General features: G+C 38.9%; 14 protein-coding genes. 10 read left to right on the forward strand and 4 right to left on the reverse strand.

Translation table 11 applies throughout. From position 1 onward, the window contains the following. Positions 1-109: 109 nt before the first annotated feature. The 3 genes from CC204_RS14545 (at position 110) to CC204_RS14555 (ending at position 3,653) form a co-directional block, all read left to right on the forward strand. Entirely contained in the window at positions 110-1,345 is a 1,236-nt protein-coding gene (locus CC204_RS14545; RefSeq protein WP_088270829.1) for an extracellular solute-binding protein, read from the forward strand. Between the two features lie 107 nt (positions 1,346-1,452). Beyond that, entirely contained in the window at positions 1,453-2,808 is a 1,356-nt protein-coding gene (locus CC204_RS14550; protein ID WP_088270830.1) for a carbohydrate ABC transporter permease, read from the forward strand. Between the two features lie 5 nt (positions 2,809-2,813). Continuing rightward, complete coding sequence (locus CC204_RS14555) at positions 2,814-3,653, forward strand: sugar ABC transporter permease (protein ID WP_088270831.1); 840 nt, start codon at positions 2,814-2,816, stop codon at positions 3,651-3,653. Between the two features lie 217 nt (positions 3,654-3,870). Here the strand turns inward: CC204_RS14555 and CC204_RS14560 are convergent, their stop codons facing one another. The 3 genes from CC204_RS14560 to CC204_RS14570 all read right to left on the reverse strand — a co-directional run bounded on the left by CC204_RS14560 (position 3,871) and on the right by CC204_RS14570 (position 7,701). Then, positions 3,871-4,503, reverse strand: coding sequence for an SDR family oxidoreductase (locus CC204_RS14560; RefSeq protein WP_088271733.1), 633 nt, complete (start codon positions 4,501-4,503; stop codon positions 3,871-3,873). Positions 4,504-4,635: 132 nt separating this feature from the next. Next, positions 4,636-5,454, reverse strand: a complete 819-nt coding sequence (locus tag CC204_RS14565) for an endonuclease/exonuclease/phosphatase family protein (RefSeq protein WP_088270832.1) — start codon at positions 5,452-5,454, stop codon at positions 4,636-4,638. Positions 5,455-5,517: 63 nt separating this feature from the next. Next, positions 5,518-7,701 carry a PTS transporter subunit IIBC gene (locus CC204_RS14570; RefSeq protein WP_088270833.1) on the reverse strand — a complete coding sequence of 728 codons (2,184 nt, stop codon included), beginning with the start codon at positions 7,699-7,701 and terminating at the stop codon, positions 5,518-5,520. Between the two features lie 245 nt (positions 7,702-7,946). On the opposite strand from CC204_RS14570, the gene CC204_RS14575 reads away from it, so the two are divergent. The 5 genes from CC204_RS14575 (at position 7,947) to CC204_RS14595 (ending at position 13,492) form a co-directional block, all read left to right on the forward strand. Then, on the forward strand, positions 7,947-10,226 hold the full coding sequence (locus CC204_RS14575; protein WP_088270834.1) for a glycoside hydrolase family 65 protein: 2,280 nt from the start codon (positions 7,947-7,949) through the stop codon (positions 10,224-10,226). Beyond that, on the forward strand, positions 10,219-10,893 hold the full coding sequence (gene pgmB / locus CC204_RS14580) for a beta-phosphoglucomutase (protein WP_088270835.1): 675 nt from the start codon (positions 10,219-10,221) through the stop codon (positions 10,891-10,893). The genes CC204_RS14575 and pgmB overlap by 8 nt, the downstream gene beginning before the upstream one ends. Before the next feature lie 127 nt (positions 10,894-11,020). Next, a complete protein-coding gene (locus tag CC204_RS14585) occupies positions 11,021-12,037 on the forward strand; it encodes a LacI family DNA-binding transcriptional regulator (protein WP_088270836.1) in 1,017 nt (338 codons plus the stop codon). 236 nt (positions 12,038-12,273) lie between these two features. Next, a complete protein-coding gene (locus tag CC204_RS14590) occupies positions 12,274-13,071 on the forward strand; it encodes a ParB N-terminal domain-containing protein (protein ID WP_088270837.1) in 798 nt (265 codons plus the stop codon). Positions 13,072-13,090: 19 nt separating this feature from the next. Beyond that, positions 13,091-13,492, forward strand: coding sequence for a ParB N-terminal domain-containing protein (locus CC204_RS14595; protein WP_088270838.1), 402 nt, complete (start codon positions 13,091-13,093; stop codon positions 13,490-13,492). Between the two features lie 114 nt (positions 13,493-13,606). Here the strand turns inward: CC204_RS14595 and CC204_RS14600 are convergent. Then, positions 13,607-14,691 (reverse strand): IS3 family transposase gene (locus CC204_RS14600; RefSeq protein ID WP_120308903.1). Its coding sequence is split into 2 segments (ribosomal slippage): positions 13,607-14,454 and positions 14,454-14,691, totalling 1,086 coding nucleotides; the frame shifts between segments, so codons are not numbered across the junction. A gap of 70 nt (positions 14,692-14,761) precedes the next feature. Here CC204_RS14600 and CC204_RS14610 point away from each other — a divergent pair. Beyond that, the gene (locus tag CC204_RS14610) at positions 14,762-15,220 is read left to right on the forward strand and encodes a hypothetical protein (RefSeq protein ID WP_088270839.1); all 459 of its coding nucleotides are present in this window, start codon (positions 14,762-14,764) and stop codon (positions 15,218-15,220) included. 190 nt (positions 15,221-15,410) lie between these two features. Beyond that, a complete protein-coding gene (locus CC204_RS14615) occupies positions 15,411-17,876 on the forward strand; it encodes a heavy metal translocating P-type ATPase (RefSeq protein WP_088270840.1) in 2,466 nt (821 codons plus the stop codon). Positions 17,877-17,968 lie beyond the last annotated feature (92 nt).

Below are 17,968 nucleotides of genomic sequence, written 5' to 3' on the forward strand. Positions count from 1 at the left end.
ATAAATTGTTTTTTCGAATTTTTACACATTTATACTTGACTTTTTACGCAAACGATTGCATAATGCGGATAGATCAATCATTTAAATAATTCCTGGGAGGAACAAAAAGATGAAAAGAAATACGAAAAAGCTTTTAGCATTAGGTGTGACAATGACAGCGGCAGTGGCGATGTTGGCAGCGTGCGGCGGAGGTTCGTCTGATAAAAAAACTTCTGCAGAAAATGAAAACGCTTCTATAAAGCTGTGGGTGGATGTAGCGTTTGTTGATACGTATAAACCTTTAGTCGAAGAATTTGAAAAAGAACATAAAGACTGGAAAGTGACGATCAAACCAAGCGAATCTGCATCGGCGCAAGAAAACTTGAAAAAAGATCCTAGTGCTGCAGCTGACGTATTTATGATGCCTCATGATCAACTAGGGCAAATGGTGGACGCTGGAATTATTTATGCGAACACAAAATATGAAGATAGCGTGAAAGAAAATAGTACTGAAAGTGCAGTGGAAGCTGCTACTTATGACGGTAAATTATATGGATATCCATATGGTGTAGAGTCGCAAATTTTATATTATAACAAAGCAAAATTGACTGAAGATGACGTGAAAAGCTGGGAAACACTGACTTCTAAAGGGAAGTTAGGAACCAACTTTGGTGAAGCTGGAGCAAACTACATTTTCACACCGTTGTTTATGTCAAATGGAGATGAGTTGTATGGTGCGAACGGTGAAGACATCGATGGCACGAATTTCAACAATGATAAAGGTGTGCAGGTCTTAAAATGGATTCGTGCACAAAAAGATAATCCGGGAGTTGTTCAATCAAATGCGGATGCATTATCAAATATCGGTAATGGAAAAACAGATGCATTTTTGTCAGGTCCATGGTCTAAAAATGATGTAGAAAAAGCTTTAGGCGATAATTTTGCTGTTGCGCCTTATCCAACGGTTGATTTAGGGAATGGCGATGTGCAACAAAAAGCCTTCTTAGGTGTTAAATTATTCGGTGTAAATGCGTCAACTAAGAGCCCAGTTGCAGCAATGGCGTTAGCTGATTTCTTAACAAGTAAAGAAAACCAATTAACAGTATTTGAAAAAAATGGAACTGTGCCGGCGAATAAAGAGGCACAGGAAGATGAAAAAGTAAAAGCGGATGATGTAGCAAACGCAGTTATGACAATGAGTGATGCTGATCATTCAGTGGTGATGCCTAAGTTGCCTGCGATGGTTTCATTCTGGGGACCAGTTGAAGCGGTTATCAATGATACTTACAACGGTAAGATTGCTGAAGATCAATATTTACCTAAATTAGACAAACTCGTGAAAGATACAAGTAAATTAGATAAATAAAAACGATAATTGAGGTTTAGAGTATGGACCGAATATGCAAATGTTCGCTTCATACTCCTCCTCTTTTTAGCTCAAGTTTAGTGAAAAAGAACAGGATGTGAATCACGATGAAGTTAAAACCGAAAGCGGATGATCAGATTAGTTTTAGACAGTTGTTCAAAAAAGGAGATAAATCGATCAAACTCTCTTTTATTTTCATGGGAATGGCCAACTTGCTGAATGGTCAAATAGTCAAAGGACTCCTTTTTTTAGCGTTGCAGCTTGGTTTTATCGCTTGGTTGGTGCTGAATGGATTTCATGCACTCTCAATGCTTCAAACCTTGGGGACGAAATCTCAAGGCTGGGTCATGGATGAGACGTTGGGAATCGAAGTGCAGCAACCAGGTGATAACTCGATGCTGCTTCTGCTATTTGGGATTGCAGCAATTATTCTTATTGTCCTTTTTATTTTTCTTTATTTTGTCAATCTTAGAAGTGCCCGTAAAATATTTGTGCTAAAAGAAGCAAATAAGCCTTTGCCGACGTTAAAAGAAGATTTAAGTAGTTTGCTGAATGAAAAATTTTATGTGACATTGATGAGTATTCCGTTGTTAGGTGTCTTGGCATTCACGATTTTACCTTTGCTTTATATGATTTCGATCGCATTTACAAGCTATGATCATAATCATTTGCCACCGAAAAATCTTTTTAGCTGGGTTGGCTTTGCGAACTTCGGAAATGTGATCACAGGAGATATTGCGAGTACCTTCTTCCCGGTTCTGAGCTGGACGTTGATTTGGGCGGTATTGGCTACAGCTACGACTTTTTTCTTTGGGATTTTATTAGCTCTTTTGATCAATGCCAAAGGAGTTAAAGGAAAAAAAGTTTGGCGGACGATTTTTGTGATCACGATGGCTGTACCCCAGTTTGTGAGTTTGTTGCTGATGGCTAATCTATTCAACGGATCAGGACCAGTCAATGCGCTGTTGCAAAATTGGGGGTTGATCGATCAGCCGATTCCGTTTTTAACAGATGGATTGTTAGCGAAAGTTACTGTTATTTTTGTGAATATGTGGGTAGGGATTCCGGTGACGATGTTAGTAGCGACAGGGATCATCACTAATTTACCAGATGACCAAATCGAAGCTGCTGAAATAGATGGCGCAAATAAATTCCAGATTTTTAAAAACATTACGTTCCCTCAAATTTTATTTGTGATGGCACCGAGCTTGATCCAGCAGTTTATTGGAAATATCAATAACTTCAATGTGATTTTCTTGCTGACTGGTGGACAACCTGCTAATAGCAATTATCATTCAGCGGGGGAAACAGATTTGCTGGTTACGTGGTTGTATAAACTGACAGTCACTGCGGCGGATTATAATTTGGCTTCCGTAATCGGGATCATCATCTTTGTTCTATCAGCGGTCTTCTCTTTGATTGCTTATACACGAAGCAGCTCATTTAAAACAGAAGGGGCGTAACGCATATGAAATCGAAAAAAAGAAAAATGTTGTTCGTTCACTATACATTGTTGACGATTTTGTCGATCGTCTGGATTTTTCCGATCGTTTGGATCGTGTTGACAAGCTTTCGTAGTGAAGGCGGGGCATTTGTAACGTACTTTATTCCAAAGCAATTTACTTTTGAAAATTATAAAATGCTTCTGACAAGCTCGACGTATCCGTTTGTACAATGGTTTTTAAATACGCTGTTTGTTGCAGTCTGCAGTTGTATTTTATCTACGCTGATCACGATTGCGATGGCTTATTCGCTTAGTCGTCTGAGATTTAGAGCGAGAAAACCGTTTTTGAAGCTAGCGCTTGTTTTGAATATGTTTCCAGGTTTTATGAGTATGATCGCTGTGTACTATATTTTAAAAGCGATGAATTTGACAGGAAGTTTATTGGCGTTGATTTTAGTCTATTCTTCTGGTGCGGCATTGAGCTTTTATATAGCAAAAGGGTTCTTTGATACGATTCCGATGGCATTGGATGAATCAGCAATGATCGATGGGGCGAGTAAATTTGAGATTTTTACTAAGATCACCCTTCCGTTAAGTAAGCCGATCATTGTTTATACGGCACTGATGGCATTTATGGCACCGTGGATGGATTTTATCTTCGCGAAAATTATTTTAGGGGATAATGTGAATAAGTATACCGTTGCGATCGGGTTGTTTACGATGCAGACGAGAGACAAGATCGATCAGTATTTTATGGCCTTTACAGCCGGTTGTGTATTGATTGCTGTGCCAATCACGCTGCTGTTTATCTTTATGCAAAAATACTATGTAGAGGGAATAACAAGTGGTTCTGTCAAAGGGTAGTGAAAAAGAGGCTGGGACAGAAGTGTTCAACTCCGAGAACCAAGTAGGTACTATGCAACACTGTTTATCTGCGACGAGTCTTTGACGAGAAAGCATCAATGCATTCTTCGTTGTGTTTTACAGCAATAAGAAGGAGTTACTACTGCTTCTACCATTTATTCATTTTAAAGAGGACTGGGTCGTAACTCGTAGAGTTATGTCCCGGTCCCTTTTTTTGCTAGCGTCGTTCTGTTAAAAAAGATCGTTTGCCTTCGACTAGATTGGTGATTTCCATCGCTAATTGTTCTCTAGTGATGGGATCATATTCTCTTACGAAGTACTTAAAGATAGGCAATTTCTTGAAGCACAAGATCGTTTTGCCGCCAATGACGGAAGTTGGACGCTGTTTATCCATGATTAAGCTAGGATAAATGATCGTATACGGAAAACCCTGCTCGTGAATCACTTGTTCTGCTTTGTGCTTCGCTGACATATATTTTTTTAAAGGAAAGGGTGCAGCATTGGCAGATAGGAATAAAAAGTTCGCTGGTTGCACTTGTGCAGTTAAAAAAGTTGAGATTCGTTGAACAGGTTCAACGATAAAGCGTTCGTAAGTAATCCCTTTATTTGGTTTTTCCGTCAGTATGCCGATAGCATCGATCACCCAATCCGCATTGATGACCGCTGATTGCCAAATGGTATCGTTTAAAATATCGGAATGTACCCAATGTACGTCATTTGCCCATTCCTCTGTAAGGGTGTTGGGACGTCCATGACGGGAAATGCTCGTTACAGTATGCTTGTGCTGGATGAGTTCTTTGCATAATGCGGTTCCGATGAAGCCGCTGCCGCCGAAAATAACGATATTCATTAAAATCACCGCTTTCTTCTTTTCACAAGTGTAACGTAATCAGACTGTTTTATACAAAGAAAGAGAATGACATCGGACTAGAAAATAGTCTTGTGTCACTCTCTATATATAATTTTCATGTGGGTTCAATGTTTAATCGACCGTAACAGCTATGCCAAAGTGATCGCTGATGATCGGGGTTTGTTTACCATCGAATAAAACATGATAATGGTTGATAGTCAATTCTGGAGAAGTAAAAATGTAGTCGATCCTAAGTTTTTCTTGATTTTCGCCCCAGCCGTCGATTGCTTTTTCTACGGTAAATTCACCAGTCGTTTCTTTGGCAGATGAAAAGCTATCCTGTAAGTCTAGCTCGCTATTGCATACAAGTTGATAACCAGTTTTTGCAGCAGCAGGATTGTTGAAGTCGCCCATGATTATCAATGGTAAAGGGTAGTGTTTTAAAGTAGCTTCTGTTTGCTGCCATTCATAAGCGAAGCCGTCTGTTTCTGTCCACCAAGAATAGTGGCAGCTTGCTGCAGTGATCGGCAGTTCGCCGACGGATGTCTGACCGAGCAGTACAACTCTTCTGCGGTAATCGGTCGGATTTTGTTCTTTTGAGACAAGTACTGCTTCTGGTTTGATCGGCTGCTTTGATAATAGTGCGACACCTTCGTGATAAAGATCGTAGCCAATGTGGTTGTAAGCCCAGCTCCAATGATAGATGGCATGTTGTTCTGCTAGTTGTTGAACCAGTAGATAAGCGAAATTATCTTCGTGGACAGCGAATTGATCATTCGTAGGGTGAAAATTAGGGGGATCGATAACCGATCGGCTGTCGATCCGTTGATTGACTTCTTGCAAAGCAATCAAATCATAGTCGTCTTCTAAAATTTGCTTTACGAGTTGCTGTAATTTTTCTAGAGGTTGTTCTTCCATCCAGCTATGTGTGTTTAACGTCAATAGTTTCATTTTCTACCTCTTTCTATAGAAAAACAGGATTAGGAAACTGCCTAATCCTGTTTGGTGATGTCATTAGATTTCTAATTTTCCAATGGTTGTTCCAGGTGCTTGTTTTCCTTTTTTATCTAATATAAATTGTTTGATTTTTTCTCCGTTCGTGAAGACGACGATCATCGTTGTTTGTTTGCCGGCTGCTTCGATTTTGGCTAAATCAGCTGTAGCGACAACATCTCCTGCAGTTACTTTTTGTCCTTCTGTGACAGAAATCGTAAAGGCAGAATCCTTCATTTCTACTGTATCCAATCCCATGTGGACTAGAACTTCGATCCCTTCGTTTGTTTGGATCCCTAAAGCATGTTTTGATGGGAAAATACTGCTGATTACCCCCTCTATTGGTGCGTAGATCGTCTCGTTTTCTGGGATGACAGCAAAGCCATCGCCCATCATTTTTTGTGAGAAGACAGGATCGTCTACTTCGTCAATTGCGATCACAGTTCCGTCAGCGACTGGAACCAGTGTTTTAGTGATACCAAGATAATTGGTAGTATCTGCAGCAGTTGTTGTTTCGGCTTGTGTTTGTTGAATTGAAGGAATTACAGCGCCGGAATCCAGTAAGTCTTGGATGTCTGATTTTAACACATCTGCTTTAGGACCGTAAACTGCTTGTACACCATTGTCTTTGACGATCAGTCCCATAGCGCCTGCTTTTTTCCATGACTCTTCATTTCCAACCTTGTCTTTGTCATGTACGCTGACCCGTAGGCGAGTCATACAAGCATCGACATCGACGATATTTTCTTTTCCACCAAGTAGATGGATCACCTCGATGATTTGAGGGTCGATTCCATCGATCGTTGTTGTTCCGCTTGTAGCTGCCGAATCGCTTGAAGTGTCGTTGCTATCATAGTTTCCGTTTCTACCAGGAGTAGCAAAGTTGAATTTTTTGATCATAAAGTTTGCGATGAAATAAGTCAATACACCGAACCCAATCGTGCAAAGAACGAAATTCAGTAAATCCATTCCTAAACCAGCTTTGAGTGCAAGTGGTGTTCGCGTCAATAATTCGATATTTCCGAAAGAGTGAACACGTAGCGAAACAATATCTGCCATCGCAAAAGCAGCCCCTTGGATCACTGCATATACAACATAAAGTGGTACAGCAGCAAACATGAACATAAACTCTAATGGCTCAGTTACCCCTGTTAAAAAGACAGCCAATGCTGCAGAAAGGTACATTGATTTGTAATTTGAACGTTTGTCAGGATCGACATTACGATACATCGCGACAGTCATTCCCATTAAAATACCAGAAGCGCCGATCATTTGTCCGACTTTGAAGCGGGCAGGCGTCCAATTGTTTAGAACGAAATCATACTGAGACATATCGCCAGCGCCTTTTAAGTTGACCAAATCAGTCGCCCAAGCTAGCCATAATGGATCTTGTCCAAATACTTGAGTTCCTGCTTGTGCACCGGAAAGGATTTCGTACGTTCCACCTAATTGTGTATAGTTGATCGGAATCGTCAGCATATGATGTAGGCCGAATGGTAAAAGCAGTCGCTCCAATGTTCCATACAAGAACGGTGCTAGGATCGGAGCGGTATCTTGTGATTGGGCGATCCATAAACCGAAGTTATTGATTCCAGCTTGGATCGATGGCCAAATAATTGCTAAAAGGATAGAAACGATCGTTGACCAGAAGATAACAACGAACGGGACAAAACGTTTTCCATTGAAAAATGACAAAGCGTCAGGTAATTTCCGGAAGTTGTAGTATTTATTAAAGGCCATAGCACCAACAAAACCAGCGATGATCCCGACGAACACTCCCATATTCAAAGCAGGAGCTTCTAAGACACTGGTGAAGAACCCTTTGACCATGATCTTAGTGCCGAATAAAGTGTGGGTGAAGGCTTGCTCGTCTGCCAGCATCTCACTTGTGACACCGAAAATCGAACCAGTGATTCGATTGATCAAGATGAACGAAAGCCCGGCAGCAAATGCCCCGCCCGCTCGTTCTTTTGCCCAGCTTCCGCCGATCGCTAATGCGAACAGTAAATGAAGATTGCCGATGACAGCCCAACCGATATTTTCGATCACGCCTCCTGTTGTTGCTAAAGCAGTCCAATCAGGATTGATCAGCGGGATCGTTTTACCGATACTGATCATCAAACCTGCGGCAGGCATCACGGCAATGACGACCATCAACGCTTTTCCAAATTTTTGCCAAAACTCAAAACTTAGTAACTTTTTCATTCTTTTTCTCCCCTTTGCAATTTTTACGCAATCGTTTTCGTTGATAACAGTATAAAATAGTTTTTTATTTTTGTAAACCCTGAAATGATTTCTGTGTTTCACAAACAACATATAATTAGAATAAATCAACAAAATTAGCATAGTAATAATGAATTCATCTAATTCATTGAATTAATAATTGACAATGCAATCGGTTGTGTTTATTATGGTGTTAAGAAATGAAACAGGTATAGGAGGAAATCAAAATGAATCATCTATTTGAAATAGATCCATGGAAAATTGCAACACATCAATTAGAACGTAACGAACGCCGTTTGCAGGAGTCTCTTACATCTATAGGAAATGGTTATATGGGCATGCGTGGGAATTTTGAAGAACGTTATACGGGGGATCATCATCAAGGAACGTATCTAGCAGGTGTCTGGTATCCAGATAAAACAAGAGTCGGCTGGTGGAAAAATGGTTATCCTGATTATTTTGGTAAAGTGATCAATGCGCTGAATTTTATTGCAATGGATATTTTTGTGGATGGGGAAGCTATAGATTTAGGGATACAGGAACCGAAAGATTTTTACTTAGAATTAGATATGCATAATGGATTATTGACAAGAACATTTATTTTAGAGAGTGACAAGGCAACAGTGAAATTCCGTTTTGAGCGCTTTTTAAGTATTGTTCAGCAAGAACTGGCTGTTATTCGAGTGACCGCTGAGGTTCTTAAAGGGCGTGCAGATATTCAAATCCTCTCAAAAATCGATGGGGATGTTCGTAATGAAGACAGTAACTATGATGAAATGTTTTGGGAAGCTCGTGGCTCAGGGTTTACTGATGAAGTTGGTTTTCTAACAACGCGCACGATTCCTAATGCTTTTGGCATTGAACAGTTTGCTGTGACAGGTGCTATGAAGCATCACACAACGATGAATAAAGAGACCTCAGAAGCAGAAGCGCTAAAAATACAACAGGTTTTCCAAAAGGAATTAGCAGAAAGCGAATCATTGGTAGTGGAAAAACAAGTCATTATCCTAACAAGTCGTGATATTCCTGAAGAAAAGCAACAAGAAAAAGCTATTCAGTTATTACAAGAAAATCCAAAACAATTTGATCAACTTCTTCAAGAGCAAAATGAAGCGTGGCAAAAGCGTTGGGCTTTAGCGGATGTGACGATCCAAGGAGACGATGCGGCGCAGCAAGGGATTCGGTTTAATTTATTTCAGCTGTTTACGACGTATTATGGTGAAGATGAACGCTTGAATATTGGACCAAAAGGCTTTACGGGCGAAAAATATGGCGGTGCCACTTATTGGGATACGGAAGCTTATGCAGTGCCATTATACCTTGCATTGGCAAAACCAGAAGTAACAAAAAATTTGTTGAAATACCGTTATAATCAGTTAGAACAAGCCAAACATAATGCCCGTCAGCAAGGATTGGCAGGTGCCTTGTATCCAATGGTGACCTTTACAGGAGTGGAATGTCATAACGAATGGGAAATCACATTTGAAGAAATCCACAGAAATGGTGCGATCGCCTACGCGATTTACAATTATGTGAACTATACAGGCGATAGTGACTATCTGAAAAATGAAGGATTACAGGTTTTAACAGAAATTGCTCGTTTCTGGGCAGATCGCGTTCATTACTCTAAACGCAAAGGAAAATACATGATTCATGGTGTCACAGGACCAAATGAATATGAAAATAACGTCAACAATAATTGGTACACTAATACTATCGCAACTTGGGTATTACAATATACGTTAGAAAATTATCTTAACTATCAAAAAGAAACAACTGTAGAAATATCAGCTGAAGAGCAAGAAAAATGGCAGGATATCATTGAAAACATGTATTATCCGTTTGATGAAGAGCTGTGTGTTTTTGTCCAGCATGATACATTTTTGGATAAGGATTTGATGCCAAGCAGCAATCTTTCGCCAGAAAATCTACCATTAAACCAAAAATGGTCTTGGGATCGAATTCTGCGTTCTTGTTTCATTAAGCAGGCCGATGTACTACAAGGAATTTATTTCTTTGGCGAACGCTTTACTCAAGCTGAAAAAGAGCGTAATTTCTTGTTTTATGAGCCGATGACGGTGCATGAGTCCTCACTGTCACCAAGTATTCATGCGGTGTTAGCAGCGGAGCTTGGGATGGAAGAAAAAGCGGTAGAAATGTATCAGCGAACCGCTCGTTTGGATTTAGATAACTATAATAATGATACGGAAGATGGCTTGCATATTACGTCTATGACGGGCAGCTGGTTGGCGATCGTTCAAGGTTTTGCTCAAATGAAGACAGCAAATGAGACGTTGAGCTTCGCGCCGTTTTTACCAAAAAGCTGGACAAGTTATGCGTTTCATGTGAACTATCGCGGACGTTTATTGTTTATCGCAGTTGATCAAAACGAGGTTCGTTTAACATTAGTTTCCGGAGATAAATTATCACTTAAGTTATATGGAAACCAAGTAAGTTTAGTCGATGAAGTGGTCGTTAAGGTGGAAAAGGTGGCTGAGCATGTTTAAAGGTGTGTTGTTTGATTTAGATGGAGTGTTGACGGATACAGCGGAGTATCATTATCAAGCTTGGAAACAACTAGGCAAAGAGATCGGTATTACTATTGACCGTTCATTCAATGAGGAGTTAAAAGGTGTTAGCCGAGAAGATTCCTTAAAATTGATGCTGGCTTATGGCGGACGGAGTGATGCGTTTACGCCAGAGCAATTTGCTGAACTGGCGCAGCGGAAAAATGACTACTATGTAGAAATGATTCAAAATATGAGTCCGACAGATGTTTATCCAGGCATTTTAGCGTTATTGAAACAACTGAAGGCGCAAAATTTCAAGATTTCTTTGGCTTCTGCTAGTAAAAATGGTCCTTTTTTATTAGAGAAAATGGCTTTGCTCCCTTATTTTGACGGGATCGCAGATCCAGCTAAAGTTGCAAAAGGAAAACCGGATCCAGAGATTTTTCAACTGGCTGCAAATGAAGTTGGTCTAACAGCGCCGGAATGTCTCGGGATCGAAGACGCCAAAGCTGGGATTCAAGCAATCGTAGCAAGTGGGGCTGTGCCTATCGGTGTTGGCCGTAAAGAAGACTTAGGGCAAGATGTCGCGTTAGTTTCTTCAACGAAAGAGCTGACACTGGAATATTTAACAAGTGTTTGGAAGACAGAAAGAAAAGAGAAGTAAGTCCTCAAGTCAAGGAATTTGTACAGTCATAAAATGACGATAGCAACGACCTACTGATCTATGGTATTATTTTCTACGATGGCATGATTTGTTCTTAAAAACATGAACCTAGAAAGGAGTGAAGCCGATGACGATTACTGTGAAAGATGTTGCGAAAAAAGCGGGTGTTGCGACTTCCACTGTATCAAGGGTAATCAATGACCACCCTAGTATTTCTGATACAACGAAGAAAAAGGTCTTTAAAGTGATGGAAGAGATGGGCTACGTTCCAAATATTGCTGCGCGTAATCTTGGCAAACGATCCTCGGGCGCAGTAGGGGTGATTTTACCTCCGCTGGATTCACGTGAACGAATGGGAAATCCGTTTTATTTAGAGATCATCGAGTCGATCAATAGTGAAGCACGTAAGCATGATATGACGACGGCGATTGCAACGGCTCAATCTTTTACTACCTTGCTGGAAAATGTACAGCTGATGCATCGTCAAAAGCAGGTAGATGGGTTTATTTTGCTCTATTCAGATAAGGATGATCCAGTGATCGATTATTTAGTTGAAAATCAAGTACCCTTTTCTTTGATTGGACAGCCGTATACAAATGAAGATAAGGTCGTTTATGTAGACAACGATAATCAGCTTTTAGGAAAACATGCGACAGACTTCTTGATCGAGAATGGACACAAAAACATTCTGTTTATCACAAATACGACGCATGAAAATATTTATTATGAACGCTATTTTGGTTACCAGAAAGCAATGATGGTGGCAGGATTAACGATGCATCCGTCTGTCGATATGGAAAGTCCAGAAGCCTATGTTGCATTTGAAGAGCTGCTGAAAGAAACTAAAGCAACTGCTGCAGTTGTGATCGATGATATTTTTGCGATGAGAATGATCCAGCTGGCTCAGATGTACGGCTATCGAGTGCCGGATGACTTTTCTGTGATCAGTTTCAATAACTCGATTTATTCGACATTGGTTCATCCTTACCTAACAAGTATTGATATTGATATTGCCGAGCTGGGCAAAATGGGCATGCAAAAGCTGATGGATACACTACAGCAAAAAGAACCAACAGGGGTTCGATTAGTCATTCCTCATCAGCTGATCAAGCGGGAGACGGTGCTTGATTTGAAAGAACGCTAAATTAATTAAATAATTTTAAGGAAACATATACTTTTATTGTTTGTATAAAGTATATGTTTCCTTTTTTAATTCATAAGTAAATAAATTGTAACGTTTTGGTAATCGAATTCATCTAAGATGAGATTGGAAAAATGGAAATGGAGGGAAGATAATTGAATAGTAGTTAAACTAGGAAATGAAAGCGATATATACTATGTATGCGGATGGAGATCTAATTAATAGAGAGGAGAGCTACAATGGGAAGAAATATAGGCAAAATTTATGAAACAGAGGAATATGATAAGTTTAACTATTTGAAAGGGAATCGGAAGGTAAAAAAGAATTCTAGTTTAGAAAAGTCCATTTTAAAAAATGGTATGTTAATACCTATTGCTGTGAACGAAAATTTTGAAATTTTAGATGGACAAAGTCGTTTTGAGATTGCAAAAAAATATGGAAAGAAAGTTTTTTATAGGATTAATAACGGTTTTGGAATGGATGAAGTGATTGATTTAAACAATACCAAAAAGGCTTGGAAGCTTGAAGACTACATAAATAAATATGTAGTGGATCAAAATCCAGAATATGAAAAATTGCAAACAGTCTTTCAAAAGTATCCTAATATACCTCTATCTGCATTGACGGCTGCAGCTCAAGGGCTATTGGATTTGACATCTCAAGCTAGTGTTAATGTAAGAGAAGGGAAGTTTGAGTTTTATAATTATCCGAATTTTTGTGTATTTTTAGAAGACTATTATGAATTTATTAAACATATTAATATTAAGGGAACTCTGTACACATTTTTGGCGTATTTCAATCTTTATACAATAAAAAAATTTGATAAAGAACGTTTAATGAAAAATATGATGGGTAAACAAGAATTAGTGAATGAGATCATGAGTTTAGATATAGTCATTGAAGTTTTTTTAAAAGCACATAATTATCGTTTAAGAGGACAAGTTTATAGAGGTAATGCAATTAAATATGAATTATCTAAAAAAGAAAAACCAATAATAATGGAAGAAAGGAATTTTTTATTATATAGAATGGGTTGAAGGAGATGTTAGATAAAAGATGGATAAGGTAATCAGTGATATTTATATAACTAATGAATATAACCAATTTAAATTGGTAAGTGGTAATAGGAAGATTAGGACAAATAGAAAGTTAGAAAAATCTATTTTAGAAAAAGGGATATTAACCCCTATAGCTGTCAACAGCACTCTTGAAATTTTAGATGGGCAACATCGTTTTTGTATTGCTCGGAAAAATGGAATAGAGTTACCATACTATGTAACTGTCTCTAAAAATATAGATGATATTATCGAGTTAAACAATACAGCTCATAACTGGGGTGTACAAGATTTTATTAACAAGTATGTTGATGAAGAAGTAAGTGATTATGGCTCCTATGTCAATACTCCGAACAAAAAAAGGCGAAAGAATTGCTTAATGCTCATTAAAAATAATAAATAAAAGAGACGTGTGAACCAATGCCTCTAAATTAGACGGCACATTTCTCTACTGATCAAAAGAAGACGCACTTAAATAACCCCTTCAATCGTCTTTTTTTGAAAAAAGGGGACGTTACTAAGCAACAAGAGAAATTCGATCTGTATTGTACCAACGAATGTAACTGTCAATGCCAACGATGGCTTCCTCAAGTGTTTTAAAGGATTGGAAATTCACATATTCGCGTTTCAAAATAGAGTGGAAGCTCTCTATTCTTGCGTTGTCCCCTGGACAACCTTTTCTTGAATAAGAATGCTTTATTTTTTTATTCGTTAATGTCTGATTAAATAAGTCGCTTGTGTATTGGCTTCCCATGTCGCTGTGTACTATTTCTATTCCTTGTGCCTGTAAATTTACTTTTTCTAGCACGCTTGTTGCTAATTCTTTCGTCATGTGGGCACCAACTTTATGAGCAATAACCCGACGGGTTTCTGGATGATAGAGACTGGCTAAATACGCCCACTTTCCTCTCACTGGAATATACGTGATATCCGTTAAAAGAACCTTAGACCAATCACTCTTTTTTCTGATTAGATTAGGTAATTGAGCGACTTCAGTATAAGATTTAGGTTTTTTCATTTTCTTTATCATCCGAGAGTGAATCCCTAATTCACGCATTAAACGATAAATTAGGTAACGACTGACAGGGATATTCAGTTCTTCTTTAAAATATTTTGTCATTCTTGGATATCCATACATCGGATAGGCTAACCAGGATTTCAATACCTTTTCTTTTATCTGTTGGCGTCTGCGCATTCGATCGCTAGGCATCCAGTTTAAATACGCATAATAGGTGGTTCTTGGGATTTTAAGAACCCTTAAAATACGAGTAATGCGGTGCTTTGCTTCTAAATTGACACGAACGACTCGTAAGACAGTCGCTCGTCCTTTGGCCATCAACTCTTTGCCAAAAGCACCGCCGCTCGCTTTAAAATAGCATTTTCTTCTTTCAAGCGTTTATTTTCTTTTAGCAATTCTTGCTCTTTTATTGAAAGAACATTTCGATCCAATGGATCTGCCTGCCGTATCCATTTCGTAAGTGTAGAGACACTTACATTGTATTCTTTCGATAGTGAGTTCGCAGACCGACCGGTCTGACTTAATGAAATCATGGATTCTCTAAACTCTTTTGAATATCTTGTAGCTGTGTTTTTTGTCTGCATAATAAAAACTCCTTTAATAGATTATAGCGAACAACTTGTCCGTATTTCTAGTATAGGAGCCTATATTGAATTGAATAACGTCATAAACAGATTTAAATCAATACCGTTAGGTGACATTATTTCAGCAGCATTAGGTAACTTAAATAAAAGTACGAAAGATATCGATATAGTGAAAGAAGGGAGCTTTGTTTTTGTGAATAAAGAAGGTTTTGAGTCGATATTAATAAATTTTACGGAATTTATATATAAAACCGGGATAAAACCTGTTTCAGGTTTATTTATTGCCTTTTTTAACATAAGCACTATAAGGAAATTTGAGTTGGGATCATTTATAGAAAAAATTAATGATCAAGATTTAAAAAATAAAATCCTTGGAATTAGAAGTGGTGAGAAACTTTTTAAAATGTTCATTCGAGCATATAATTATGGATTGCAGGAGACATCTCATAAATATATTGAGTACAAAGTTAGAAAAAATCGGACAATTATTATTCTAGAAGAGCGAATTCCTAGTTTAATAAATCTATAATTTATGCTGTATAATAACTGGAAACAACGAAAGTTGCATAAATAATAAAAAATAGCTTAATTTTTTTAAGCTATTTTTTTATTGACATAGCGGTTTCTATAGATTACTATAAAGAAGAAACGGAACGACTACATTTATAGTCGATTCAAGAACAATAAAAAAGTACATACAAAAAGAAGGAGTGGGAAGAGTGGAATCTAAAACATTTGATATAGAAGGGATGACGTGTGCATCTTGTGCACAAACAGTCGAAAAGGCAACGGCCAAACTAGCTGGTATGTCAAAAGCATCAGTCAATCTTGCAACTGAAAAGTTGAACGTGGAATATGACGAAGCCACCTTATCGGAAAAAGACATCCAAAAAGCGGTAGCGGATGCTGGCTATGAAGCCTTGAGCAATACTCAGCAACGAACATTTGACATCGAAGGGATGACCTGTGCATCTTGTGCGCAAGTCATCGAAAAGGCGGTCAATAAATTAAGTGGTGTACAGACTGCTGCTGTAAACTTGGCGACAGAAAAAATGACGGTCGATTTTGATCCGGCTGTTCTTAATGTTTCAGATATCACGAAAACGGTTGTTGATGCTGGCTACGGTGCTGTCGAACAAATCGATTCAGCTGATACGATAGACAGAGACCGTGAGAAAAAGCAAAAACATATCAAAGAAGTATGGCAACGTTTTTGGTTGTCTGCAGTGTTCACCGTTCCGCTATTTTATATTGCAATGGGACATATGGTCGGGTTACCATTACCGGGATTTTTAGATCCGATGCTGCACGCGACAACTTTTGCGACCGTTCAGTTGATTTTGACGATTCCTGTGCTGTATTTTGGCCGGAGCTTTTTCATAATTGGATTTAAAGCATTAGCTAAAGGGCATCCCAATATGGATTCTCTCGTCGCTTTAGGAACGAGTGCTGCTTTCGTTTATAGCTTATATGGTACGTTCATGATTTATGCAGGTGACACACATTTTGCGATGGCACTGTATTATGAATCAGCAGGTGTGATTTTAACCTTGATCACGTTAGGGAAATATTTTGAAGCTGTCTCAAAAGGGAAAACCTCAGAAGCGATCAAGAAATTAATGGGCTTGGCACCAAAAAATGCACGTGTTTTACGGAACGATGAAGAAATTGAAATTCCAGTAGATACTGTACAATTAGGTGATATTATCATCGTTCGACCAGGAGAAAAAATCCCTGTTGACGGACTTGTTGTCGAAGGCTCTAGTGCCATTGATGAATCGATGCTGACAGGGGAAAGTATGCCGGTTGAGAAAAAAACTGGCGATAATGTGATTGGTGCAAGTATCAACAAAAACGGCAGTTTCCGATTTAAAGCGACAAAAGTTGGAAAAGATACGGCTCTTTCGCAAATCATTAAATTAGTCGAAGATGCCCAAGGATCAAAAGCGCCGATCGCTAAAATGGCGGATAAAATCTCAGGTGTATTTGTACCGATCGTCATTGTTTTAGCGATTTTAGCTGGCTTGGCTTGGTATTTCTTAGGACAGGAATCTTGGATTTTTGCATTGACGATCACGATTTCTGTTTTAGTGATTGCTTGTCCGTGTGCGTTAGGCTTAGCAACACCAACTGCGATTATGGTCGGTACCGGAAAAGGTGCTGAAAATGGTGTGTTGATCAAAAGTGGTGATGCGCTAGAAACTACTCATAAGATCCAAACGATCGTTTTTGATAAAACGGGAACTATCACAGAAGGAAAACCGAAAGTGACAGATATCGTTGTAGCAAACGATTTAGCAGAAAATGAACTGCTGCGTTTAGCAGCATCAGCCGAGAAAGGCTCTGAACACCCTCTAGGTGAAGCAATCGTCAACGATGCAGTAGAAAAAAATCTTCCTTTTGCCCAAACAGAAGACTTTGCTGCGATTCCAGGTCATGGAATTGAAGTAACGATTGAAGGTAGCCGTTTCTTGTTAGGGAACAAAAAATTGATGGAGGATCGTCAAATTTCTTTAGGCAACTTAAGTGCGACATCCGATCAATTAGCAGAACAAGGCAAAACGCCAATGTATATTGCTCAAGATAATGAACTTGCAGGAATTATTGCAGTGGCTGATACGATCAAAGAAACAAGTATTCCGGCAATCAAAAAGCTGCATCAAATGGGCATTGAAGTTGCGATGATCACTGGTGACAACACACGAACAGCTCAAGCAATTGCAAAACAAGTTGGGATCGATCGTGTACTAAGTGAGGTTTTACCAGAAGATAAAGCAAATGAAGTCCAAAAGCTTCAAAAAGAAGGCAAGAAGGTTGCTATGGTGGGTGATGGCATCAATGATGCACCTGCATTAGCTCAAGCGGATATCGGGATAGCGATTGGTTCTGGTACAGACGTTGCGATGGAGTCAGCAGATATCGTTTTGATGAGAAGTGACTTGATGGATGTGCCGACAGCAGTAGAATTAAGTAAAGCAACCATCAAAAATATCAAAGAAAATCTATTCTGGGCGTTTGCCTACAACACATTAGGAATCCCTGTTGCGATGGGCGCTTTGTATCTATTCGGCGGCCCATTGCTGAATCCAATGATCGCAGGTGCTGCGATGAGCTTTAGTTCTGTGTCGGTATTGCTGAATGCTTTGCGGTTGAAGGGATTTAAACCATCTAAAGTAAAAAAATAAATTTACTAATTACTAGATAGTATAGAGAGGGTGGACAGAAGTGTTCAACTCTTAGTGCTTTAGCACTTAGAATTTTGCTAGTTTCACTTGGT

Source organism: Enterococcus wangshanyuanii (genome assembly GCF_002197645.1).
GTDB classification, from domain to species: domain Bacteria; phylum Bacillota; class Bacilli; order Lactobacillales; family Enterococcaceae; genus Enterococcus_L; species Enterococcus_L wangshanyuanii.